This is a genomic window from Polaribacter sp. IC073, from assembly GCF_007997075.1.
Lineage (GTDB): Bacteria > Bacteroidota > Bacteroidia > Flavobacteriales > Flavobacteriaceae > Polaribacter.
This window is the reverse complement of sequence record NZ_VORS01000002.1, coordinates 117,059-141,552: the sequence shown is the minus strand read 5'-3', so window position 1 is coordinate 141,552 and position 24,494 is coordinate 117,059. Positions and strand designations below refer to the sequence as shown.

23 protein-coding genes and 1 pseudogene are annotated in these 24,494 nt (G+C 27.6%); all 24 read right to left on the bottom strand.

From position 1 onward, the window contains the following. Entirely contained in the window at positions 1 to 1,077 is a 1,077-nt protein-coding gene (locus tag ES045_RS03455; RefSeq protein WP_147112473.1) for a glycosyltransferase, read from the bottom strand. Further along, positions 1,070 to 2,191, bottom strand: a complete 1,122-nt coding sequence (locus ES045_RS03450; protein ID WP_147112469.1) for a glycosyltransferase — start codon at positions 2,189 to 2,191, stop codon at positions 1,070 to 1,072. Before ES045_RS03450 ends, ES045_RS03455 begins: the two co-directional genes overlap by 8 nt. After that, a complete protein-coding gene (locus tag ES045_RS03445; RefSeq protein WP_223267170.1) occupies positions 2,191 to 2,580 on the bottom strand; it encodes a serine O-acetyltransferase in 390 nt (129 codons plus the stop codon). Before ES045_RS03445 ends, ES045_RS03450 begins: the two co-directional genes overlap by 1 nt. 155 nt (positions 2,581 to 2,735) lie before the next feature. Continuing rightward, positions 2,736 to 3,728 (bottom strand): glycosyltransferase family 2 protein, encoded by a 993-nt coding sequence (locus ES045_RS03440; RefSeq protein ID WP_147112461.1) that lies wholly within the window; start codon positions 3,726 to 3,728, stop codon positions 2,736 to 2,738. Next, positions 3,718 to 5,271 carry a glycosyltransferase family 2 protein gene (locus ES045_RS03435; RefSeq protein ID WP_147112456.1) on the bottom strand — a complete coding sequence of 518 codons (1,554 nt, stop codon included), beginning with the start codon at positions 5,269 to 5,271 and terminating at the stop codon, positions 3,718 to 3,720. The genes ES045_RS03440 and ES045_RS03435 overlap by 11 nt, the downstream gene beginning before the upstream one ends. Then, on the bottom strand, positions 5,268 to 6,404 hold the full coding sequence (locus ES045_RS03430) for a glycosyltransferase family 4 protein (RefSeq protein ID WP_147112452.1): 1,137 nt from the start codon (positions 6,402 to 6,404) through the stop codon (positions 5,268 to 5,270). The genes ES045_RS03435 and ES045_RS03430 overlap by 4 nt, the downstream gene beginning before the upstream one ends. Continuing rightward, on the bottom strand, positions 6,401 to 7,462 hold the full coding sequence (locus ES045_RS03425) for a glycosyltransferase family 4 protein (protein ID WP_147112448.1): 1,062 nt from the start codon (positions 7,460 to 7,462) through the stop codon (positions 6,401 to 6,403). The genes ES045_RS03430 and ES045_RS03425 overlap by 4 nt, the downstream gene beginning before the upstream one ends. A gap of 122 nt (positions 7,463 to 7,584) precedes the next feature. Continuing rightward, the gene (locus ES045_RS03420; RefSeq protein WP_147112445.1) at positions 7,585 to 8,523 is read right to left on the bottom strand and encodes a hypothetical protein; all 939 of its coding nucleotides are present in this window, start codon (positions 8,521 to 8,523) and stop codon (positions 7,585 to 7,587) included. A 16-nt stretch (positions 8,524 to 8,539) separates the two neighbouring features. Continuing rightward, positions 8,540 to 9,655: a non-hydrolyzing UDP-N-acetylglucosamine 2-epimerase gene (gene wecB, locus ES045_RS03415; RefSeq protein ID WP_147112442.1), complete on the bottom strand. Its 1,116-nt coding sequence runs from the start codon at positions 9,653 to 9,655 to the stop codon at positions 8,540 to 8,542. After that, complete coding sequence (locus tag ES045_RS03410; RefSeq protein WP_147112439.1) at positions 9,652 to 11,046, bottom strand: hypothetical protein; 1,395 nt, start codon at positions 11,044 to 11,046, stop codon at positions 9,652 to 9,654. The genes wecB and ES045_RS03410 overlap by 4 nt, the downstream gene beginning before the upstream one ends. Further along, positions 11,046 to 11,981 (bottom strand): NAD(P)-dependent oxidoreductase, encoded by a 936-nt coding sequence (locus tag ES045_RS03405; RefSeq protein ID WP_147112436.1) that lies wholly within the window; start codon positions 11,979 to 11,981, stop codon positions 11,046 to 11,048. The genes ES045_RS03410 and ES045_RS03405 overlap by 1 nt, the downstream gene beginning before the upstream one ends. Before the next feature lie 8 nt (positions 11,982 to 11,989). Next, positions 11,990 to 12,682, bottom strand: coding sequence for a cytidylyltransferase domain-containing protein (locus tag ES045_RS03400; RefSeq protein ID WP_147112433.1), 693 nt, complete (start codon positions 12,680 to 12,682; stop codon positions 11,990 to 11,992). After that, positions 12,682 to 13,839, bottom strand: coding sequence for a UDP-N-acetylglucosamine 2-epimerase (neuC, locus tag ES045_RS03395; RefSeq protein ID WP_147112430.1), 1,158 nt, complete (start codon positions 13,837 to 13,839; stop codon positions 12,682 to 12,684). The genes ES045_RS03400 and neuC overlap by 1 nt, the downstream gene beginning before the upstream one ends. A gap of 2 nt (positions 13,840 to 13,841) precedes the next feature. Continuing rightward, positions 13,842 to 14,474 (bottom strand): methyltransferase, encoded by a 633-nt coding sequence (locus ES045_RS03390; protein WP_147112427.1) that lies wholly within the window; start codon positions 14,472 to 14,474, stop codon positions 13,842 to 13,844. 5 nt (positions 14,475 to 14,479) lie between these two features. Continuing rightward, complete coding sequence (locus ES045_RS03385) at positions 14,480 to 15,478, bottom strand: N-acetylneuraminate synthase family protein (RefSeq protein WP_147112424.1); 999 nt, start codon at positions 15,476 to 15,478, stop codon at positions 14,480 to 14,482. 2 nt (positions 15,479 to 15,480) lie between these two features. Beyond that, positions 15,481 to 16,440 carry a glycosyltransferase family 2 protein gene (locus tag ES045_RS03380; protein ID WP_147112421.1) on the bottom strand — a complete coding sequence of 320 codons (960 nt, stop codon included), beginning with the start codon at positions 16,438 to 16,440 and terminating at the stop codon, positions 15,481 to 15,483. Further along, positions 16,440 to 17,372, bottom strand: coding sequence for a polysaccharide deacetylase family protein (locus ES045_RS03375; RefSeq protein WP_147112419.1), 933 nt, complete (start codon positions 17,370 to 17,372; stop codon positions 16,440 to 16,442). The genes ES045_RS03380 and ES045_RS03375 overlap by 1 nt, the downstream gene beginning before the upstream one ends. Beyond that, positions 17,369 to 18,604 carry a UDP-glycosyltransferase gene (locus tag ES045_RS03370; RefSeq protein WP_223267169.1) on the bottom strand — a complete coding sequence of 412 codons (1,236 nt, stop codon included), beginning with the start codon at positions 18,602 to 18,604 and terminating at the stop codon, positions 17,369 to 17,371. The genes ES045_RS03375 and ES045_RS03370 overlap by 4 nt, the downstream gene beginning before the upstream one ends. Before the next feature lie 28 nt (positions 18,605 to 18,632). Then, positions 18,633 to 19,574, bottom strand: a pseudogene (locus ES045_RS03360) (beta-1,6-N-acetylglucosaminyltransferase). Between the two features lie 76 nt (positions 19,575 to 19,650). Further along, the gene (locus ES045_RS03355; protein WP_147112412.1) at positions 19,651 to 20,562 is read right to left on the bottom strand and encodes a glycosyltransferase family 2 protein; all 912 of its coding nucleotides are present in this window, start codon (positions 20,560 to 20,562) and stop codon (positions 19,651 to 19,653) included. Then, on the bottom strand, positions 20,555 to 21,397 hold the full coding sequence (locus tag ES045_RS03350) for a glycosyltransferase family 2 protein (RefSeq protein ID WP_147112409.1): 843 nt from the start codon (positions 21,395 to 21,397) through the stop codon (positions 20,555 to 20,557). The genes ES045_RS03355 and ES045_RS03350 overlap by 8 nt, the downstream gene beginning before the upstream one ends. After that, positions 21,397 to 22,566, bottom strand: coding sequence for a glycosyltransferase family 4 protein (locus ES045_RS03345; RefSeq protein ID WP_147112406.1), 1,170 nt, complete (start codon positions 22,564 to 22,566; stop codon positions 21,397 to 21,399). The genes ES045_RS03350 and ES045_RS03345 overlap by 1 nt, the downstream gene beginning before the upstream one ends. Beyond that, a complete protein-coding gene (locus ES045_RS03340; protein WP_147112403.1) occupies positions 22,550 to 23,566 on the bottom strand; it encodes a glycosyltransferase family 2 protein in 1,017 nt (338 codons plus the stop codon). Before ES045_RS03340 ends, ES045_RS03345 begins: the two co-directional genes overlap by 17 nt. An 11-nt stretch (positions 23,567 to 23,577) precedes the next feature. Further along, entirely contained in the window at positions 23,578 to 24,486 is a 909-nt protein-coding gene (locus tag ES045_RS03335; protein ID WP_147112400.1) for a glycosyltransferase family 2 protein, read from the bottom strand. Between the last annotated feature and the right edge of the window lie 8 nt (positions 24,487 to 24,494).

Sequence of the window (24,494 nt, the reverse complement as noted above, 5' to 3'; positions counted from 1 at the left end):
TTAGCGAGTATATATTTTTAATAATTGATTCATAAATTTTTCTTCAGAGTATTTCTCTGTAACATTTTTATGGTGCTGTTCACCAAATAAAACTCTTTTTTCTTTAGAGTTCGCTAAAATATGTAGGGCTTCTTCCAATTCTAAACTATTATTAGAAGTTACCACAATTCCTGACTTGTTATTCTCTACAACTTTAGCACATTCGCCAACATTTGTTACCACAACAGGTAATTTAGCCAATCCATATTCTAATAAAGCTAAAGGCAGTCCTTCAGATTTTGAAGACAAAACCCCAATGTTACTTTGTTTTAAAATATGCTTAATATCTAAACAAGAATCATAAACAAAAATATGCTTTTCTAATTTTAAATCTTTTATCAATTGAAGTATTTTACGAGAGTATGCCGTATTGTTTAATTGTCCTACTAAATGTAACGTCCAAGTAGGGTTTCTTTTTAAAAATGACAGAAAAGCATTGATTAAATTTTCGTGATCTTTTTGCACTCTAAATGCAGCAAGATGAATTATTCTATTACCACCACTTCCTTGCAAAGTAGTTTCCTCATCAAGATTACGAAACAACGCAAAATTGTTTAAAAATAACACATCTTTACAAAATAGTTTATGTTGTGCCCAATCTTTTAAATCGTTATTTACAGAAATAATCGTATTTAAAAAAAAAGAACTTATTTTTAAAACAGCCGAAGGTCTTAAACTTAAATCTTGACTTTTACCATAATGATCATGCCAAACGATTTTTAATTTCCAATGAATCAGTTTCATACAAACGGCAAAAAAAAAGGACGTCGCATGGGCATGCACAATACTTATGTTATTTGCTTTTGTATATTTTCTAAAATTAATAAAAGCCTTTATATCTATTACTTTTTGTCTATTTAGAAATAAATAACCAACAGACCTATCAATATTATCTTTTAAGTCTCCTTCTTTTCTAGTAGCACACATATGAGAATTTAAACCCTTTTGTGACAAAGAATTTGCAATATTAACTGCCAAAACCTCTGCTCCACCAGTATTTAGAGAATCGATTACTTGTATAACTCCGACTTTACGCATCTAATAGTATATTCTGTATTTCTGCTTCAAAGGTATCTAAAGTGTAGCTCTGAGCCCAGTTTTGTGCCGCTAAAACTTCTTTTTGATAGATATTTTCGTTCTTAATATACTCAATTATTATTTTAACTAAAGCCTCTTTACTCACATTTGCCTCTACTAAAGAACCTCTACTTCCATCATCTAACATATAAGGTACACAAGATACTTTTGAAGAAATTGGCAAACACTTCCAAAACATAGCTTCAGCAACTACTTTAGGCCAACCTTCTGACTTTGATATAAATAATAAAAAATGAGCCTCTTTATATGCTTCTTTTACAACATTTTTGGGTTGATTTCCATGTAAGAAAATGCTTTTTTCTAATTGGTTGGATTTTACATAGTTTTCTACTTCATTTCTCATTATACCATCACCATAGATATCTAATTGAACCTGGTAGCCTTTATTAATTAACTCATGGATGGTTTGTACACTTAATAATGGTTGTTTGCCTACTGTTAATCCACCTACATAAATTAACCTAATAAGGTCTTTTAACTCTTTTTTAGAAACCGCTTCAATTTCATTTTGAGAATAGCTCGCTGTAAAAAAAGGAATAATATTTTTAGTTTGTAAAGGCCAATTTCCATACACCAATACCTTCATTTTTCTAGTTAAAAAGGTGTTAGAAAGTATCCATTTTTGAATTTTATAACTTAATGGTTGTTTACTTTTTGGATCCCAGTTTCCCGCATATTTTGCTGTTTTTGGTGTAAATGGAAAGAAAATTTGCACAAAGCATGCTAAAAGTCCTATACTACCGGGACTCCTTATATGAATATGATCTGACATATACATATTCAAAAAAAGTTTAAACAAAATATAAGGTAAAACTAAAACACTCTTTAGTATTTCTAAAAATGAAATTAACGATATTGAAGGTATAGAAGATACTTTCAAGTTTCTATCAAATGATTCAACTAATAACTCTTTATTATATTTTGTTGGAGAAACAAGAACAACATCCTCAAAATGTTTTATCCATAATTTCATTTCATTTACGTAGGGAGCATAAGAAAATAATTTATTCTCTTTTTTTAAAACAGGTGCATCAGAAATAATTAAAAATCTCATTAAATATATCCTTTAGAACCTAAATTATTAATAACTTTTGCAGGAACGCCCATAACAGTAGAATTATCACTTAAGTTTTCTATAACCAAAGAATTTGCTGCGATAACACAATTATTACCTATTATAATTTTACCAGCTACAACAGCATTAGCACCAATATAATTATTGTTACCAATTATAGGAGTCCCCCTTTTATCTCCTCTTCCACTCACACCAATGGTTACTCCTTGAGATATATTGCAATTAGTTCCAATTACAGAATTAGGATGAATAATAATATTTCCGAAATGACCTATATAGAACCCTTCACCAATAGAAGCCGAGTATGGTATGGAGATACCGGTAAAACACTCCATAGATTTCTGAATTGGTATATAAAAAAATAACATAGTTTTTTTTAAAAAAGATGGAATTTTAGATATATATAAATTGTTAAAAACTCTATAGAAAAATAATACCCAAAGGCCTTGAGTACATAAGATAAGAAAAAAAACATTATTACTTTTATTATAACTTTTGTACCTATTTATATCTTCTTTATATTTCATCTTTCTATTTTTGGTTTGTTTAAAACTAATGAAAATAAACCATAACCTCTGCCTAAAGCTTCTGTAAAAGCTTCTTTCTTTCTGTTTGTAGTTATTATATTGGTAAACCTAATACTCATTAACACAACTGCTATTAGATTCCATTTAATACGAGCAATAATTTGTGGTTTTGGATATTTAACCCTCCAAACATACCAGCCATTTCTAGTAACCATTTTACCATATTGAAATTGATTGGGCCTACCTGCAGTATCGTGGTGGTGTTCTATTTGTGCTGCCGTATTTATGTATACTTCTCCTTTTTTTGCCAATCGCAAAGAAAAATCAGCATCTTCATACAAACCATATCCCTCAAAATATTTTGAAAATGAAAAGTCTTTAAAAACCTCTATTCTGTATGAGGCAACTCCTCCCATTATTTGCTCAACTCGGTAAACCTTGTTACTTGGCGGTAAAAACCCAATAGACCTTCCATTAGAGAACTTTGGCATCCATCCTGGTGCTGTATTGTCTAATAAGCCTAGTTTTTTTCTTAATTTAAACCTCGAACTTTCTTTTCTAACCCAACCATCATAATAAAACTGATGAACATTGTATTCCTCTGTTTTTTCCCATTTGATCTCATTCATAATATAACCACCCACGGCCAAAGCTTTAGGATAAAATTTATAAGTTTCAATTAAGTGTTTAAAATAATTTTGATCTAATGAAGTATCATCATCTAAAAAACAAACCACATCAATATTGTCAGCTACTTTTTCAATTCCAAAATTGCGCTGTTTTGTTAAGCCTCTTTCTTCTGGTAAAACTTTAAAGTAAACTAAATTTTCAAATGTATGCTCCTTTAAAATATACTTTGTTAAATTGTCTATAGAACCATCTATAATCAAAATTTCAGTTGGATAATTTGATTGTAAAATAACAGACCTTAACAACGTAATTAAAGCTGTAGGCCTCATATAGGTACAAATTATTAGACTAAACTTCATATTTCATTAGTTTAGTAGCCCATTTTACACTCATGTTCCAACGTTTTTTAAAACTTTTATAATATGTAACAGGATTTTTAATATGTTGTTTTTTATAGAACTTCACAAATAGTAAAAATTTATAACCATCTAATTGTTCTTTAGTTAAATGCTTTAAGTTATAAGCCATTACCGTTGGTGATGGTTTCGGAACTACAATTTCTTTTTCCCATTCTGGATAGATCTTAGCTCTAAAACCACCAATAGGTGCTTTTAAGTGCAGCATTTTAATATATGGAATATATAAATTTTCACACCCTTTATTTCGCAACTGCATTCCAAAGTCATTATCTTCACCATAACCAAATTCATGTTCAGATTTAAAGCTACAATTATATATATATTTGTTTTCAACAAAAGAAGCATTGGTTCCAAAGCCACTCCATTGAAAATGAGTCTTATTATTCTCTAATTCTCCTTCTTGTAAACAACTAATAGTAATGCTAGAAGCTCCAAACATATTAATATATTCAAGTGATTTGTCTAACAAATCTTTTTCAAACCTGATATCATCATCAGCAAAAAACACCCAATTAGAAGTTACTTTAGACAACGCTATGTTTCTAGCGTTACAAGCACCTAGTTGATGAATAAATGTGTGATCTATTTTGAACGGCCAATTATTATTTAAGTAATCCAATTCCGAAACTGAATTTTCTAAACCGTTTTGTTCAACTATAATTACTTTTTCAGGAAGTAAAGTTTGTTTAGACAAATCCTTCAATACATTTTTTAAATGCTCTTTTCTACCTAAGGTTGGTATTAACACATCTACCGTAAAGTCTTCCTTTGTTATGTTACTTTTTGTTGATACAAGATGTATACTTTTAAAGTTTATCTTATTTGCACCTAACTTTTTCGCAAACAAACTCGTACATAAACTCGCTAAATAAATTTTATGTTGGTAATACATCAAGCAAAAAAATAAGATAAAAATCCACTGAATTTTATAATGTCTTTTTACAAATTTAAATAACAATTTATTTGTTGAATCTGCCTTTATTTTTATGTTCCTAAAATCTCCTTTTAATAGCATTGGTGCAGAATAACAAAACAATCCTTTTGGCATGCTTAGTTTTGCTAAACTTGATAAGTATAAACCAAAAGGTTGAGAAAGAGTTATGATTTCTTTTGATTGTTGAATAATACTGGCATAAGTACCTCCAATATCGCCAGACATTATCCAGGTTGGGTATTGAACTTCTTTTTTAACATTTATAAAACAATGCTGATCTACATATCCTATATTACTAGAAACATCCCCTAACTTATTAATCCCATAACTTGCCAAAATTAGTTCATGCTGAAATATGAACTTAATTTCTGAGTAATTTATAAAAGATTTTAACTTTAAATTACACCAAATTAGTAGTTCTTTTGGATACGTTGTAGACAACTTAAATAAAGATTTTTGAATGGTTTTCTCTGTACAAGAAAACTCTTCTTTTGTCGCTAAGTCTAAATACTTTAAAGGTTTAATACCATTATGAAATAGAATAATCATACTAAGTTTTTATAAAGTTTTATATTTTTTTTAAAAATTTCTTCAAAATCAAATTTAGTTATAATTCTATTTCTTGCTGCTTTTGCCATTTCATCCGCTTTTTCCTTGTCATTTAACAATGCTAAAATTTTAGCAGCAAACTCATTTGTATTTGTAGGATTTATTGTGTACCCCGTTTCACCATCAACCATCAATTCTTTTGCCCAACCAATATTAGAAGTCACCAACTTTTTTTCTAGAGCCATGGCTTCTAACCAAGTCATAGGAAAAGCTTCAGCAAAACTTGGTAATAAAATAATTTCTGACTGCTGAACGTATTTTATAACTTCTTTATAGGGTACTGCGTTTAAAAAGGTAACCTTTTTTTGTGCTTTTTCAGAAAGTAATTCTTTAAAGAGAGTTATTGTAGAACCATTAGAGACAACATCTTTAGTATCTCTACCTAACAAACATAAAGTAATCGTAGCATCTCGCTCTATTATTTTATTAAATGCTTTCGCTATTTCTAAAACTCCTTTTTTTCTTATAATTGTTCCAAAATATAATAAGGATTTTGATTTTATTTGTTTATGATTCGGCGTAAATAAAGTTGTATTTATTGTATTATGAATTACATCAATATTCTTATTTAACTGAAACAGTTCTTGGGTTCTTTCTGCTACAAAATTACTAACACCAACAATCTTATCAGCGCCTTTTAAAGCTTTTCTTTCAAAAAATTTATTTTTAGCTTTTACTTGTCTATGTTCTAAATCACAAAAATAGGTATCCGAACCGTGCAATCTTATTACTAACGGACATTTAAACTTCATAAAGGCAGTAAAACCAGTCCATTCTGGAGCTTCTATTACATCAATTTTTTTTTGAATAATAAGGCTATTTACATATTTATTAAAATATCTTCTATTAGTAAACCAAGTCCCCCCTTTAAAAGTCTTCTTTTTTACTAAGTGAACTTCAACTCCATTTTCAATAAAAATCCCTTCAATAGATTGACTGTGGATAAAAACTGTAACTCCATAATTCTTTGTAACCAATTGTTCCGCCAAATTCTTTGTAAAAGTACCAATTCCTCCAATATTCCCTTCAAAACTAGCGATAGGATATTCTGGTGTGATGAAAGCTAACTTCATGGCAATAAATTTATATGACTAGTAATCATTTTTACCAAATTATAGTCTTCTATAATTAAATCTGAAGTATTTTCTATTACAGTAGTTTTCTCTGTAATAATATTTTCTAGAATGAATGACAAAGCTTTGCAATCTCCTGGGCTGTATATATATCCATTTTTATTATTTTCTACCACTTCTAAATTTCCTCCAACCGTAGTTGTAATTACAGGAATATTTGCAGATAAACTCTCTAAAATTGATAAGCTAAAGCATTCCATATAGGTCGGCTGAATCATATAGCTATAATTACAGAACAATTCATTTAATTTAGAAGAACTCCCTTTAAAAGAAACTATTTTTTGTAAATTATATTGATTGGTTAACTTTTCTAATTCTTCTTTATATTCACCTTCACCATAAATATCTACCGCAACCTTATTCAATAGATTTATATCTATATAACTTAAAGCTTTGAGTAAATCTTGAATTCCTTTTGAAGGTCTTAAATGAGAAGCAACAATAAATTTATTTTTATTTTCTTGTGTTCTCTTTACAAAAACATCCGTATCAATACCATTGAATATAACTTTCGTTTTCTTTTTTAAAAAGTGACCATAATCATTTAAAATATGGTTGACAGTATATTTAGAAACCCCTATAAATTGATTGATATATGTACCGTACAAAAAACCTGCTATTCTTTTTTTAATTCTCTTTTTTAACGAAAAACCATCTAAAGGTCTAGGGTTATGGTCTACGGCTATTACATAAGAATTAGGGTTATTTACTTTAACTTCTTTGTAAAACTGAGTGCATAATTCTGTGAAATGTGTAATTATAACATCATAATTTTGGTTAAAAGAAACATCCAAAAACTTTTTTTCTACTGATAAATTTTCAGCGCTTGTAATATTTAAATTTCTATAAAAATCAAAAGCCAAATAATCTGTAAAAAACCAATCTACTGTATATCCTTTTTCTTTTAATCGCGTATCAAACAATTCAAAAAATCGATCCATACCACCAATTCTATCAGGTCTTAAAATGTAGTTACAAATTATTGCTACCTTTTTCATTATATTTTTTTAGTCCTTTTATTTTGTTTGTAGAAATAGGGTAATTATCAAAATAATTATTTCTTATATTAATTTCTCCCAATCTTCCTTTTTTAGTTTTTTTACCCCTACAATAAAATTGATTATTCAACAGGATCTAAAATATTTTCTTTTATCAATTCCTTTTCAGGAAACCACCTATGCTCATCAAATTGTTTACTTATTAAAAACACTCTAACTTTAGGTTCAAATAGTTTTGATACTGAACTTAAAATAGATGCTGTTTTCAGTATTGTATTACAATTAGATAATAACAACATACTCACCAAAGCTTCTCTATTAATTTCAATAACATTATTTTTACTAAAATGCACAGGATCAGAATTATCTGACCTAAATAAATCATCTCTACTAAATACTTTTATTTGAATAGAACTTTCCTTTAAAAATTTAATAAAATTATTTTCATCTGATGAAACGAATATAGAGTTTGTCTTTGGATATTTTTTTAAATAATGAGAAATATTATTTTTTACAAATTCATAATTCTTTCTAGGAGCTTCAGAAAATTTATCAGTTCCTCTAAAATGTACACCTAATACCTCTCTCTTAATAAAGTTTTTATCAACAAAATCTTGTATTTCTTTTTTAACATCATCTTTTACTCTAATATATTTGTTTATTAAAAAATGAGAGTAGTTAATATTTAAAGGAACGCTTTCTAGGGATGCCGAATATTTTAAAACAGTATTAATATTATTAACTTCAGCATATTTAACTTTTGAAATTTTTATTGAAGTTTTTATTTCAAAAAAAGCATCAAAAACATCTTCTTTTTTATGATCAAAAGATCCTGTAAACTTTATCATTGGACTTAGGTTGTACTTATCACAAATTGCCATTAACTCTAGAGCATGTATAAGTTTTGCCCCTAAACCATTAGAATTATTTAAAGTTATAGCTAATATGCCTTTCTTTAAATTTTTTTGAAGTATATATTTATTTAAAAAATTAGAAACAAATAAATGCGGCTTTCGTATGAGTATATTGCTGATTTTCTTAATGTAATATTTAAAATTCATTTTTTGCTATTTATATCTAAAAAAAAATATTTTTTAAAATTTCCATTATTTTAATAGAAGTTCTTCCATCACCATATGGATTGTCACTTGAAATCATTTTAGCATAAACGGCTTCATTTTCAATAAGTTTTACGGCCTCTTTTATAATTAACTCTTTAGAAGTACCTACTAATTTAACAACCCCACTTACAACAGCTTCCTGCCTTTCTGTAACATCTCTTGTAACTAATACAGGTTTCTTTAAAGAAGGCGCTTCTTCTTGTACACCACCACTATCTGTAATAATTAAGTATGACTGATTTAGTAACCAAATAAAGGCTTCATAATCTAAAGGAGCAATCAATAAAATGTTTTTGTGACTTCCTAAAGTATCGTACACCGCTTTTTGCACATTTGGATTTAAATGAACTGGATAGATTAATTGAACATCATCTCTATCCGCCAATTGTTTTAAGGCATTACAAAACTCATAAAACTTATCTCCAAAATTTTCTCTTCTATGCCCTGTAACTACAATTACTTTTTTTGCGGTATCTACAAATTGTTTTATTTCTTTGATGTCTTCCCTATCTTCATTTACATGTTGAATTCCCCAAAACAAAGCGTCAATCACCGTATTACCTGTGACATAAATATTTTCTTTCTCTACTTTTTCATCTAGTAAATTTTGTGCAGATTGTTGGGTAGGCGCAAAATGAATATCTGCTATTCTCCCCGTAATTTGTCTATTAATCTCTTCTGGAAACGGAGCTAACTTATTGTAGGTTCTTAATCCAGCTTCTACATGTCCTACTTTAATTCCTTTATGAAAAGCCGCCAAAGCCACCATGCTGCTTGTAGAGGTGTCTCCATGTACCAAAACCAAATCTGGTTGAAAATCTAACAGTACAGGATCTATCGCTGTTAAAATTCGTGCACTTAATTCGTTTAAAGATTGGTTTGCTTTCATTAAATCCAAATCATAATCTGGAGTAATTTTAAAAAAAGACAATACCTGATCTAACATTTCTCTATGCTGTGCAGTAACACAAACCTTAGTCTCAAACTCTTTTGATTGCAGTAACGCCTTTACTAAAGGAGCCATTTTTATAGCTTCTGGTCTTGTTCCAAAAACAACTAATATTTTTTTCATGCTAATTCATTTAATGCTTTTACAATTCTTTCACTTGTCCCCTTTAATGTTGCTCCTATCTCTAAATCAAGAATTACTTTTCTATTACTACTATATAATAATGGGTTTTCTAAAGCTATGTTAATACTTTCTATTAACTCATTTTCACTTTTAGCGACTACCACAGCTCCACTATCTGTAACTTTTTTATAATGTACATATTCTAAATATTTTTGGTCATTATACAATCCATTCTGTTCATTTCCAAAAACACTATTAATAACAGGTTTATCAAAAACCATAAAATCTAAACTCATGGTAGAACACATATTTATATTCACATCTGCATAGGTTAGAATCGCTCTTAAGTCTTTAATATCTTTTTTAGAAGGAACTCTTTGTGACCAAGTTTCTGTATGATTTGTTCGTGTTAATGTCCAATCAGGAAAATTCCATGTAATATTAGAATATTTTTCCATAATTTCCATAAACCTTGTATTGTCTTCAGCAGGAGATGTTCTCACTATAAAATTCACCTGTTCTATTTTTTTATTTTCAATAGCTTTTGCAATCACTTCAATATAGAGAGGATCTAGTTTACTTGTTGAAACATCCCCACAACTATAATAAATAGTTTTCTTTGTATTATCTAAGTTAAACTCTTCATTAAAATAGTTATTATCTGATTTATATTCTTCTAAAACATAAGGTTCAAACTGAGGAGTACCCACTACTTTAATATCATTAGAAATTGAAGTAGGATAAAAATATTTCATTTCATCCTTCATTAAATTACTCCAAACTAAATAACTATCGAAAGTTCCTAACATTCTTCCTTTAGAAGCTAAATTATCCCAACTAAAAATAAAGGTAGAGGTCTTTATTTTTAAGGCTTTAGCAGCTGCTAATAAAGGAGATAAATTATATGGTCTCTGATGTGTAAAAAAAAGATAATCTGGAGAATCAATAGATAGAAATTCTATATAATTAGAAAATTCTTTTGTTTGTTTTAATGAATTATATTGATGTTTCTCATAAAACAAGATACTTTTTTCTGAATGAAATATATTTGTAATTTGGTATGCTAACAAATTTAACAAAGAAGTAACACTCTTTATCTTCTTCGTTTTTCCATTATTAAAACTTGTATTAATACCAAAAAAAGAAAGATGTTTTCTCATGTGAGCAACTTCTTTTAACTTTCTTAAAAACCAAGTAAATTTATGTTCTCTAAAAATGTCTAACTCTCTAACTGTAAGATTATCTTGTGTAAAGTCATTGTATAATTCTTTTATCAATCCAGAATAAACAATTACTTCATCATATTCCTTAAGAGCAACCTTTAAAAAATCACTCATCACAAAGTTTCTATATCCTACACCATCGGCAATCACCAATCCTAACTTTTTCATTAACTTAATTTTTCAATTAATTTATTAACAATAAACATTTCTGTTTTTTCAATAGATTCATAAGTATTTCCAGCTATATGAGGAGTGATAATTATGTTTTCATTCACTTTAGCTAATTGAATTAATGGATGGTTTTTTATAGTTGGTTCACCGTAAAGCACATCGGTTGCATATCCTTTAATTTTATTATTAATGATGAAATTTATCAAATCTATTTCATTTACCAAACCACCTCTAGCAGTATTTATAATAGATATATCTGAGGTTATATTTTCAAAAATATTTCTATTTAGTATAAAATGAGTGTCTTTATTATATGGTAAATGAATAGAAAGTATATCTACATTCCCTATCAATTCTTCTATTGAATTTGTTTTTATGAACTCTAAAGAAACATCTTGATCAATAATATCATAATAATAAACCTCCATACCAAAAACAGCACAATATTCTGCAACTATTTTACCTAGTCTACCCATCCCAAGAATTCCAACTTTCTTTTTATACAATTCTGTACCTTCAAATAAATACCGATTCCATTTTCCTTTTTCTGTATGAAGAAATGCTTTTTTATTTTTTCTAATTAGACTTAACATTAAGCCCATGGTATGTTCTGCCGTGGCTCTAACTTCTTTTAAAAACTCCTTTTCTCCCTTTAAACTGATAATTTTAATACCTTTTCTAAGACAAAAATTTACATCTATGTGATCTAAACCTGTCGCAGCACATAATATATATTTACAAGTAACATTTTTAAGAATATCCTCGGTGAGTTTATGGTTTAATCTAAACCAAAAAATATCACAACGATTAAGACAATTAATTAATTCTTGATTTGTAGCAATTGTAACATATTCAACATTAGAAACACTTAACAGTTTTTGTTCAACATCGTTAGATAAACTACCAATTCCTGATATGATTGTTTTTAACATCTTAATTGCTATTGTTTCCTATTTTTCCACTCTCTTACCAACACCTCAGCAATTAAAAAATCTCTTTCCGTATCTATATTTGCCCATTTATTTTCAGGCATTATATAGGCTTTCTTGTTTGATGAAATTAACTTTTTGTTTGCCTGTAATGATTTTACTTTTGTAGCATAAATAGATCCATTTCTTAAATAGACAGGAGTTAAATCTTGCCTTCTAAATCTTTCTTTAGTAGATTCTAGGGATTCCATATTTTTATCGCTATCAACATTGTACATTCTTGCCGGATGAATATCTTCTAGCTCAACAACTGAAACAACACTCTCTAATTCTTTATCTTCTATAAACATGTTTATAACATTGTCTATATCTTTTCCTTCTCTTATAGGCGCTGTAGGTTGTAACAAAACAATTAAATCATATACTTCTTTTAAAGCATCTAATAGCTCATAAATAACAGGTTCTATAGGTGTATTATCTCCTGCATTTTCTTCAGATCTTTTAAAAAAACTACAATTATATTTTTTAGCTACGGCTATAATCTCTTCGCTATCTGTAGAAACAAACACATCTGTTAGCAAACGGCTCTCTTGTGCTGCTTTAATAGAATAAGCTATTAAAGGTTCTCCATCTAATAACTTAATGTTCTTTCTAGGAACTCCTTTAGAGCCTCCTCTTGCGGGTATAATTCCTAATATTTTCATTAATACATAATTGTTTTATGAAATGTGAATTTCGTACTCGCTAAGATAGTTGCAATTCGATCTCCTGAGAGTCCATCGCCATATATATTTTCTGATACAATATCTTTAGCCTCCATTCTATTCTGAATGGCTTTTATGATTTCACTTTTCTTATAAACAGTATCCAACACATTGCTTCCTCTTTCTCTTTTGTTTTGACGAGTACCGATGTTTACAACAGGAACCCTCAAATAAGAACATTCACGAATTCCTACACTAGAATTCCCTATCAAACACTTACTATTTACCAATAATTTCAAAAAATCATTTGGTTCCATATTCTTAAAAAAATGAATATTTTTAGGTTGGTGTTTTTCTCTAAAAGCTCTAATACCCCCAGAGGTACCATCAGAGCCGGCATCTACATTAGGCCAAAACCAAAATGTTGGTACACCTAATTCGTAAACAGCTTTTAAGGTTTCTTCTACATCTTTTCTTGCGGATGCATATTCTGTAGTCACAGGATGTTGCATCACCACTATATATCCTTGTTTCCAATCAATCGTTGTACCAACACCTCCATATTTTTGAATAGGGTCAAAATCTAATTTCGGATTGACTTTTATTTCATTTGCTAAATCTATGGAAGGACATCCTGTGTTAAAAACCATTTCTGGGTTTTCTCCCATTTTAATAACCCGATGTCTAGCATCTTCTGAAGCCACCAAATGTAAATCTGCTAATTTGGTATTTGCATGACGTACTTTTTCATCAATGTTTCCAGTAACCTCACCGCCTTGAATATGAATTAATGGAATATTTTGATAGGATGCAGCAATACTTGTTGCAATGGTTTCAAATCTATCAGCAATAGTCACCACTGCATCTGGTTGCAAACGATAAAAAACATTGGCCAATTCCATAACCCCTAAACCAGTGGTTTTTGCCATAGAAGTAGGATTTTCTCCCTCTAGCACCATAAATACTTTCTCTGCTATCTCAAATCCATCTTTTTCAATAAATTCTACAGCATTTCCATACCTACCCAGCAATGCAGAACCTGCAATGACCAATTGCAGTTCTAATTTTGGATGCTTATGAATTGCTGTTAAAGCTGTTTTTATTCTACTATAGGATGGTCGTGCAGTTACAACTACACATATTTTTTTTATTAACATTTCTAGCTTCTTAAAGTCCTTATAATATACTTGTATTTTGTACTAACTTTTTGCTTAAACCAGTTGATTCTTTGTCTAAATATAGGTTTTACATAAATAATTTTGACACCTCCTTGATAGTGATTAGAGTCAAAAAAACCAGATCCATCGTTTTTACTAAGTGTAATAACATGAACATCTATAGATTCTGGAAATAATTTCCTAATTTCTACTAATTGATCTTGTCTATATCCCTCAATTATAATAACACCATTATTACTTATACTTTCTTTAACATAATCGAAATATCTATCTTTTCCATCAACTATAACAACATCTATTTTATCCTTAAAGTGGACATCTTCTATTGACTCATAAATAATTAAACTATTGTAAGAGTCTGATAAATTCTTCTCTAAACTCTTTAAACAGAAATCATTATTTTCAGTTCCAAAATATTTAATTTCTTTACTAAACTCTCTAACCGCACTGTATATAGTCCCAATACCTAAACCAATCTCTAAAACATTCTTTGCTTTTTCCTTTTTTATTACTTGTAAAATTCTAAAAATTGAATGTTCTTTTGCAATATGTTGGCTACCCTCATAATTTGAATACTCAATATATTTTTCTAAAGATATTTTTTTTATGCTCATAATTTTTATTTTAAATCCTCATAATTTAGAAAATCCCACTGGTTTAAATCTTTATTAATTTTTTTACCTAGCACCTTTTCATATTCACTAGCCAAGATACCAAATCCTTTAGGTTTTTTGGTTTCTAAATCAGAAAATGTTAACACAGACCCTACTTTTAATGACCTATTAACAGCTAAGGACTTTTCAAAAATTGACTTTAATGAATCAAACTTTGAATTATTTGATTTATCTACAGGATTTTGAAGGGCAATTTCTATGTTTTTAACTGCTTTTACTAACTCAGTGGTCTCCTCCATAGTTAAAGATGCTTTGGCATCTGGTCCAAACATTTCTTTATTAAAAACCACATGAAATTCTAAAATATCTGCCCCTAAAACCACTGCTGCTATACAAGCCTCTATAGCGGAAGAATGGTCTGAAAAACCAACAGAAACATTATACTTACTCTTTAACTCTTGAATCACATTTAATCCAAATTCTTTAGGTTCCGTTGGGTATGCAGTTGTACACTGTAGAATTGAAAACTGAACGTTTCTATTTTTTAAAAATTCGATTGTTTTATCTAATTCTTCAAAAGAACTCATTCCTGAAGAAATTATAACAGGCTTTTTAGTTTGTGCAATTTTTTCTAACAACACAAAATTGTTGACTTCTCCAGAACCTACTTTGTAACGTTTGACTCCAACTTCTTCCAATAAGTCTACCGCAGCATTGCTAAAAGGAGAACTCATAAACTCTAATCCTACCTCATCACAATGCGCTTTTATTCCTTTCCATTCTTCCAATGTAAATTCCATGCGTTTCCAATAATCAAAACGAGTAGCGTCTTGTTTAGAAAATTTAACTCTAAATGGTTCATGAATACTGCTTTCTGCTTCTGCCATATGCGTTTGAAACTTAATGGCACTACATCCTGTTTTGGCAACAGCATCAATATAAGCATGCGCCATTCCTAAACTCCCATCGTGTGCTTGTGCTATTTCTGCTATAATAAATGTCATAATCAATACATTTTTAATTTATTAATAATTTTATCCCACCTAAAAAATGAAAGATGAAAATTTTTAATTATTCTCAAACAAAATAAAACGAAATCTTTCCATTTGGGAAGTTTTCGTTTAAATATTTCTTCAATAAATTTAATATTATAATTATGCTTATGAATTAAAGCCTTCCTATATAAGTTTAATAACATTCTATAAGAACTTTGAATTAATTCCCCATCAGATAATTCTATAGCTCTAACCAAATTTTCACTTATAATATAAGACGATGATTCGTGAAAATCTTCTCTATATTTTATAGCTTTACTTGTTGATGATTCTGGGTGACCTCTATACAGAAAACTATATGACTGAATAATTTTATATTCCTCTTTATGAGTCTTAAAAAATAATCTCGAAAACAACTCAAACTCTTGTCCTTTATTAATCGTATCTATAAACAGCTGTTGTTTATTTAAAAATTCTTTTCTAAATAAAATTGATGGTGTTAAAACATTTAATCCGTCTAAAACAAAGTTTTTATATAATGTGTTTTTAGATTGTATTAGGCTTATTTTTTTTCCATTTTTCAAATACTCATCTGTATTGTACCCTGATGAAATAATCATATTTTGAGCTATATTATCAATTGAATTTATTTTATCTTGAATAAAATTCGGAAGCATAATATCATCATCATCAAACCAATTAACATATGTGCCTTTCGATTTTTCAAAGCCATAGTTTCTGCAGGAATTTGCCCCTTTTATTAAATGCAAAGGCCTTTTGAAAAATTTAAATCGATTGTCCTGTATAGAGAGATTATAAACCATGCTCTCTGTATTATCATATCCTCCATCATCTACAATAATACATTCCCAATTTTGGTAGATTTGATTTTTAATACTCTCCAACGTCGACTCTAAATAGTCTTTCCTATTAAAAGTAGGAATAATAATACTTACCAATTCCTTATACATCAATTAAATTTTCTTAACCTATTAATCAACTCATTATCAATAATATCAGTAATTAATATTCTTGATATTATTTTTTTTGACTTAAAAAAATGGTTAGAATAATAGTCATTCGCTAAAAATAAATAATTAAATTGATTCATTAGTAATTCTGAATCAATTAACTGATTATGATCTCCATACGGATAAGCAAAAATATCTATTTTTTTTGAAGTTATTTTTTCTAAAATAGTTGTATTTTTTTTTACATCAGATATAAACTCCATTTTTTTTGTTGCTGAAAATCTAAAATGAGTATGAGTATGTCCTCCTATTTTTATAAGGTTTGAACTACTAATTTTTTTTATTTCAGAAATGTTTAAACTTCTAAATTCATCATCAAATTTAATACTTAAATTATTTAAATTCATTATTTTTTTCAACCATTTCTCTATATAATCAGTTTTTTTATTTTTAATTAAATCATGTAATATGCTATAATTATAAGATTTCTTATTTACCAATTGTTCCTTATTAGGTAAGTAGTACAAATCCGGTAGTTCTTCATAAATTAAGACTAATTTATCCCACCAAAAATAATCTTTCGATTCTAGATGTGAGGTAACAGGAAATAATAATGCAGGTATATTATGCTTTTTTAAAATGGGCAAAGCGTTATTATAAAAATTAGCATATCCATCATCAAAAGAAAAGACAATACCTGTTTTATAAAAGGGAAGTTTCCAACTTTCTTCAAAACTTAATATTTTATATTTTCTTTTAAAATATTTTATTTGAGTCTCAAAATTAGCCTTTGAGATTGTTAAGTATTGGTTATTCTCCAACTTAACATCACTTATTCTATGATACATTAATACAATCGTATTACCTCCATAGATTAGTTTATTTTTAAACTTTAAAAGATAATAATAAAAATATATGATTGCTTTTTTCAATTTAATTTTGATAAGGTGTTTAAAAGATACTCCAAACCTAGATATGTCCCTAAATCATCCCGATCTAATTTTTGATTTCTATCTTTTTTCCAATTAAAATACAACTCTCCTATCAGTATTGATATTTTTTTAGAATCTTTTAATTCTGAAATAAAATTATAATCACTTCCTAATAGTCTTTTTGTTTCGCTATAATAAGGGCTTAATAATAAAATAGGCTTATTTGCATTTATACAATTCGGAAATTTTCCTGGTAAAAAAGGGCTTATAGATGAATCTCCTTCAATAATTACATTAACACTTGTATTATTCTGAAGCATTAACGCTTCCTTAAATTTCACACTTCCTTTACTCCAATAAATGTTATTGCTCCTAGCCTTATTCAAGTAATCTAAATAGTTTTCATCTGTTCCACCAAGCAGTATTAGTTTTGACGCATTAATTGCTTCTGGATTATTTTTCAAAAACATTTGATACCCTTTTATTAAAAAATGAGGTGGTCGTTCTTTAAACATATTCCCTGCATGAAGTATATTAAATTTTGAGGTATCTATATAATCCGGTAATTCTTGCTCTTTATTTTGATCAATTTCTAAATTTTGATGAGGAATAATTACACCAGTTTTTAAAAAATTAGGAAAATAACCTCCCATCCATTCCTTTAACATCAAACTTGGAAACCCACTATATTTAGCTTTTTCTGAAACCTCTCTAAAAAATTTTTCTTTAAATTTAGCTCCTGCTTCTAACCAGTCATAAGGTCTTGGGTAATAATGAAAAGGATAAGGGTCATGAACATAAGCCATCCATTTATCATGTAAATTTGGTAAACTCAACATGGCATGGTGCGGTCTAAAACTAGCTCCTTTACTTAATGTTATTATTAAATTTTCATTATCGTAATATTTTTTAACTGTTTTAGAAATACTTTTAGAGTCATTAAAAAATGTAAAAGAATGGCCAAATATATTTTCTAATCTGTTTGATATATTAATTTTTGTTAGTCTTTGAAACACTCTTTGCGACCTACTTAATAGATAATTTAATGAAAGCTTTATTTCTGGGATAACAATACTCTTAACTCCTTCTAATTGAATTTTTTTTCTTGTATAATGTAAAACCTTAACATCATACCCTATTTTCTTTAAGTTCAGAATTAAAGCTACATTTACTTTAGAAGCACTACTATCTTCTATATCTATGGATTCAGATATTACGAGGATTTTTTTCAAATTACTTAATTTTATTTTTAAACAAATATTATAATTCACTTAATAGGCTATCATCTATTAAATTTAAAATCGAACTATCCTCATCAAATTTACGTGCAAATAACTTTCCCCTAGGTTGGTCAATTAACAATCCTAGATCTTCTTTTTTAAACGTTACAGGTAATGGGACGTTTTTTCTATCCCAATCTACAAAGTGTAGTGATTCTGAAAAATGAATTTTATTTTCAATCTCGACAACCTCATTAAGTATTGTATGAAAAAATTGTTCATCTGCACAAGCTGTATATTTATAGTATTTGAATAGTTATACTTTATTTTTTTCAATAAAATCCAAAATAGAGTTTACAGTACTATAATTCAAAGCAAACCAATTAGATCCTTTATATTGTTTTTTGAAAATTAATTTACGCTTAATTTTAAGAAAACCAAAAGTCTCTTTTATTTTAATTTTTCTTTTTAAAATTAACTTTATAAATAATTTTAAATTATTAAAATCCGAAGATAATATTGGATTTAAAAAAACAAAATCCAAACGCTTATCCGATTTGTTTATTTTATACTGATGGACTCTTTGTTTATAGACAAAAGATTTTTCAAACGGGTCATTATCAAAACTTATAAATTCATTTTTTTTATTTTCAATAAGGTATTTATCAATATCATATAAAGATTTAATTGAGTAATCTTGACCACTCAAAAAAATGATTTTAGAGTTATGATTTTTATTTAAAATAGCATATCTTAATAAATTAATAGTAGCCATTACTTGAGAAAAATCACCCCATATACAATTTACCCTCTCTTTAATAAACTCTACATTAGATAAATCTATTATATCTTTAAACGATTTTATATCTGATTTTAAATCTACATGAATGTAAAATTTAGATTTATTATCATTTAACCTATTTATTAATCTTTTAAGGTGATTAGGATTATTATGTACTGTTATTATATATGTTTTAATCACTCTATATATATTTTGTAATATAAAATTAACTTTAATATTATTATATTATATCTACGAATTCTTATTTGATAGGTATCTAAAATTCTTTAACAATTTTATAAAGATAATATTTTATTGGATAAAAGAAAAAACTGATTCTATTGATTAAATTTTTATCTAATAATGGATCAATGATGTGTTTTTCTTTTAAGACATAAGATTTTTGAAAAAAATATTTTTTTAAACTTCTATTTATTTTATTTTTTTCTATTAATAGTTCTAATACTAGTTTATGGGCTTGGATATAAGATTCTTTTCTATTTTTATCGTTAGACCAAAATTCACCTGTATTAGACTGAATATGTTTTCTATTAAAATATAAAAAATTATTTATTAAAATTCCTTTTAAATTATTTAATATTAAAAGTCTAGAATAGCACTCCCATTCTTCGGCATACATTAATGCTTCGTTAAATAAGTTTTTCTTAAACAATGCTGTTTTCCACATTACAGTACAAGAGGCTAATGGTAAGGTTCCTAAAATCACTTTTTCATATATGTTTTCTCCTAGTAATTTAGTCTCAGAAACTATAATTGGTTGTAACAAATAATTATCAAAATCTCCCTCAAAAGATTGTTTATTATAGTGGACAAAACTTATATTTTTCTTTTTAAAACTCTCTACACAGCACTCTATTAATTGTGGATGTACAATATCATCATCATCAAAAAACACCAGGTACTCCCCTTTTGCTTTTTTTATCCCTATATTTCTGCTTGCTGGTAACCCTTTGTTAATACATTTTTCTTTAACTATATATTCTAATCTTTTATCGGTTTCAATGTATTTCTCAACAATTACACTCGTGTCGTCTATAGAATTATCATCAATAATAATACATTCCCAATTTTTATAGTTTTGAGCTAATACAGAATCTAAAGTTTCTCTAATAAAGTGAGCTCTATTAAAAGTTGTAAGAACAATTGTTATACGTGGTTCACTATGCATACAGATACTTTTTAAAAAATCTGATTGGCTTTAAAATATAATAACCAATTCTATACTCTAATCTAGAGTATATTTTTAATTTTTCTTGCTCTTCTTTTTCTATTTTACTTAATAAAAAATCTATAAAACCTGTAAAATGGACTTTGTACAAATCTTCATGTTTACTGTAAATATACCTTAATAAGGTGTATTTTATTTTATTTGCTTTTGTTGTTGTAGACTCTGTTTTCCTTCTATAATTAAACAATATATCTTTGATCACTTCAACCTTTCCATTCTCTTTTAATAGTCTAATATAAAACTCCCAGTCCTCAAACCCTTCTCTCATTGACTCATCATAACCTTCTACAATTTCCCAATCTCTTTTTCTAAACATACAACTCCCCATAGCCGAATTATTTAGTAGTATTTCTGAGAGATCGCCTCCTTTTGGTTTATAAACTTCTGTTTTAGATGAATTTTCATACAAGATATTAGAGTAAGATGTTACAATTTTAATATCTAAATCATTATGAATTAAATTAACAGCCTTATTGCAAAAAGTTGACTCAAAAAAATCATCACTATCTAAAACTAAAATATATTTACCTTTAGCTTGTTTTATACCATTATTTCTGCCTGCAGCTTGTCCCTTGTTTTCTTGAGTGATTAATAAGTCAATTTTAGAAGATAATTCTTTAAGTATGTTTTTTGTTTTCTCATTAGAGCCATCATCTACAACAATTATTTCTATATCATTAATACAAGTTTGATTTAATATTGAATTAATAGCTTTTGTAATATAATAGCTATCATTATAACAGGGAATTACTACCGATATAGAGGAATTATTCATTAGATATACTTTGACATGATATTTTCTAAACTATCTACATATGAAGGTAGATTAAACTTTTTAATTCTTTCCAAATTCAAACATCCCTCAATTTCTCTTTCTTCTTTATTGCAAATGAGTTTATTTAATTTTTCTTCTAAAATACTTTGATTATTAGGAATTAAATACTCACTATTTTCTAATAACTGTTTACATCCCGGATGATTAGATACAACAGAAGGTATACCATAAGCCATGTATTCCATAACAGAATTAGGCATTCCTTCTATTTGAGAAACCAAAACGGCTATATCCAATACATTTAAAACATCAATAACCTCTAAATTAGAGACAACACTTACAGAGTGTTGTAAATTATTTTGCTTTACTCTTCTCTTTAAATTTTCATAAATTTTAAAGGATGCTGCATCATTGTCTTTATTACCTAATAACACCAAATAAACCTTTAAATTCATTTTTTTTTTTATATTTAAAAAAGCATCAAATAATAAATCAAAATACTTATCTTTTCTGTAATGAGCAATCATTCCTACTACAATTGCATCCTGTGGGATATTTAATTCTTTACGTTTTTTTTGTTTATCTAACTTTACTACATCTAATGTTAAGTATTGAGGTAATAAGTGAAATTTAGATTTTGGAATAGGTAATTCATCCTCAAAAATATCATAACAATTAGGGGCATTACCTATTACACATGGAATATTTTTTCTTACAAGTTCTTCAATCCAATCTTTTTTAATAATATCCAATCCCAATTGATGCCAAAATGTAAATTTTACAGATGGAATCATTTTATAAATAAAATAAGCCAATTTGGAGGTATGATTTAAATAAGGAATTACCAAAGAGTAATTATAAGGTTTTAATCCTTTACGCAATTTGTTAAGGTATTTATAATTCCAACGAAGTCTTTTTATATTTTTTAAAGACCATTCTTTTGGTAAATACAAATAAGGTTCTCCAAAATGATAAGTATTTCTTATTCCAGACTCTTGCACATAATCTTTAAACTCCTTTGTTTGAAAATCGGAATGCATTAAAAATAAATCAACGGTACAGTCTCTTTCTTTACTTAAGTATTTTGCTAACCCTAGAGCTTGTCTTTGTGCTCCTCCTAAAGTTCCATAATGTAAAATAATTAAAATATTTTTATTTTTTAATTGCATTTACTCCAAATTTAATAAGTTTCTTTTTAATTATAAATGTCAATTCTTTGTATGGCATAACAAATAATGCTTTTATTCTCCATTGCTTATCAATTTTTTTTCTTATGCCTGTAAAATAAATATTATAGACTATTTGCCTTCTTATTTTATTTATTACTTCTTCTAAATATTTAGAATCAAAGCAATTGTTATTTTTCAATAAAATATTTGTAAACTTAAAAAAAAATGATAATTCACTAACTGTAATATAATTATTTGTGAACATAATTTTAATCACGAAATCATCTTTGTATAAATTTTGATTATATTTTATCTTTTTAAATAAATTTAATTTAATAATAATATCATTTTTTAATTGAATTTGTTTAAACAAATATGAAACTTGTTCATCATGAGCTCTATAGTAATATAGTACTTCTTGTAAATTATGAAGTTTGCAACTCCAAATCGTTCTAACCCAAAAATCATAATCTTCTACATGTTGCATAGTCTTATCAAAGTCAAAACCTAAATATAATTTTCGTCTTAACATAGTAGCACCCATACTCATAGCGTTACTTAATAACATATGGCTTTGAATTTCCTCATGTGTTTCTTTGTGTTTGAGAATAACATTATTAGCACCAAATGCTTTCAGCCAAGAACCACACGCAGCAATACAGCTATTAGCTTCGAGAAAATTAAGTTGTTTTTCAAACCGATTTAAAGCATTTACATCATCACCATCTACTCTTGCAATATATTTTCCTTGAGCAATTTTAAAACCAATATTTAAACTATCTACCAGCCCTTTATTCTCTTCTTTTTCATATATTTTAATCCTCTCATCGTTGTAAGATTTAATAATATCTAATGTTTTATCAGTAGAGCAATCATCAATGACTATAATTTCAAAATCTTGTATGGTTTGTTTTAAAATAGAATCCATAGTTTCTGTAACATATCTTTCGACATTATATACAGGCAGTACTACTGAAATAAGTGGCTGGTTAGGTTTCATTAAAAACTTATTTATATTCTTCCTTTTATTAATAACAATAGACTTTTAATTTTTCTAATAGGTTTATGAAATGGAGCTGCATAAATTGACTTACAAAGAAAGTATAGTTTTATTTTAAACTCTTTATTGTTTTTTGAATTTTCAAATCTATTTAAAAAGTAATTAGATTCATACTTTTTAAAAAAATTATTAGAAAAATTATCTATTTCACTATTATTAGCCTTTCTTCTGTTGTAAGCAGATTTTTTTGCGTAATAATGCCAATATCTTGCTTTAAAAATATTTTCGTTTTCTGAAATACTATTTTTATGTATTCTATACAAATAAAAAAAATTTTCTAAATAAACGTGATTTCCTTGTTCCTCAAGCTTATAATATAAATCTTGATCTACAGCTCTCTTCATTAAAGGATTAATACCTAATGTTTTTTTATAAGCTTCATTTTTAAATGAGGCAAAAGCTGTTAAAGCCCCTTCTCCATAAGTTAGGTATGATTTCTCTTTGGGGATTGCAGTTGCATTAAGTCCTTTACTAATAATATTTAAGTTTAAATCTACAAGTTCATAATTAGAGGTTATTATAGCTGCTTCTTTATTCGTTTTGTGTGCATTTACCATAACTTCTAATGCGTTAGACTTTATAGCATCATCTGGGTCTAAGAATCCTAATACATCTCCATTCGCATATTCACAACATCTGTTTTTAGTATATCCACAACCTCTATTTTTATCGTTTCCATATAACTTAAAACGACTGTCTTTACCTATTGTTTTTTTTATAACTTCTAACGAGTTATCATTTGAGCCATCATCTACTATAATAACCTCCCAATTAGTATAAGTTTGTTTTATTATACTATAATAACAGTCAATAAAAAAATGACCATTATTATAGTTTGCAATAAGTATCGAAAATAGCATTGTGGTTT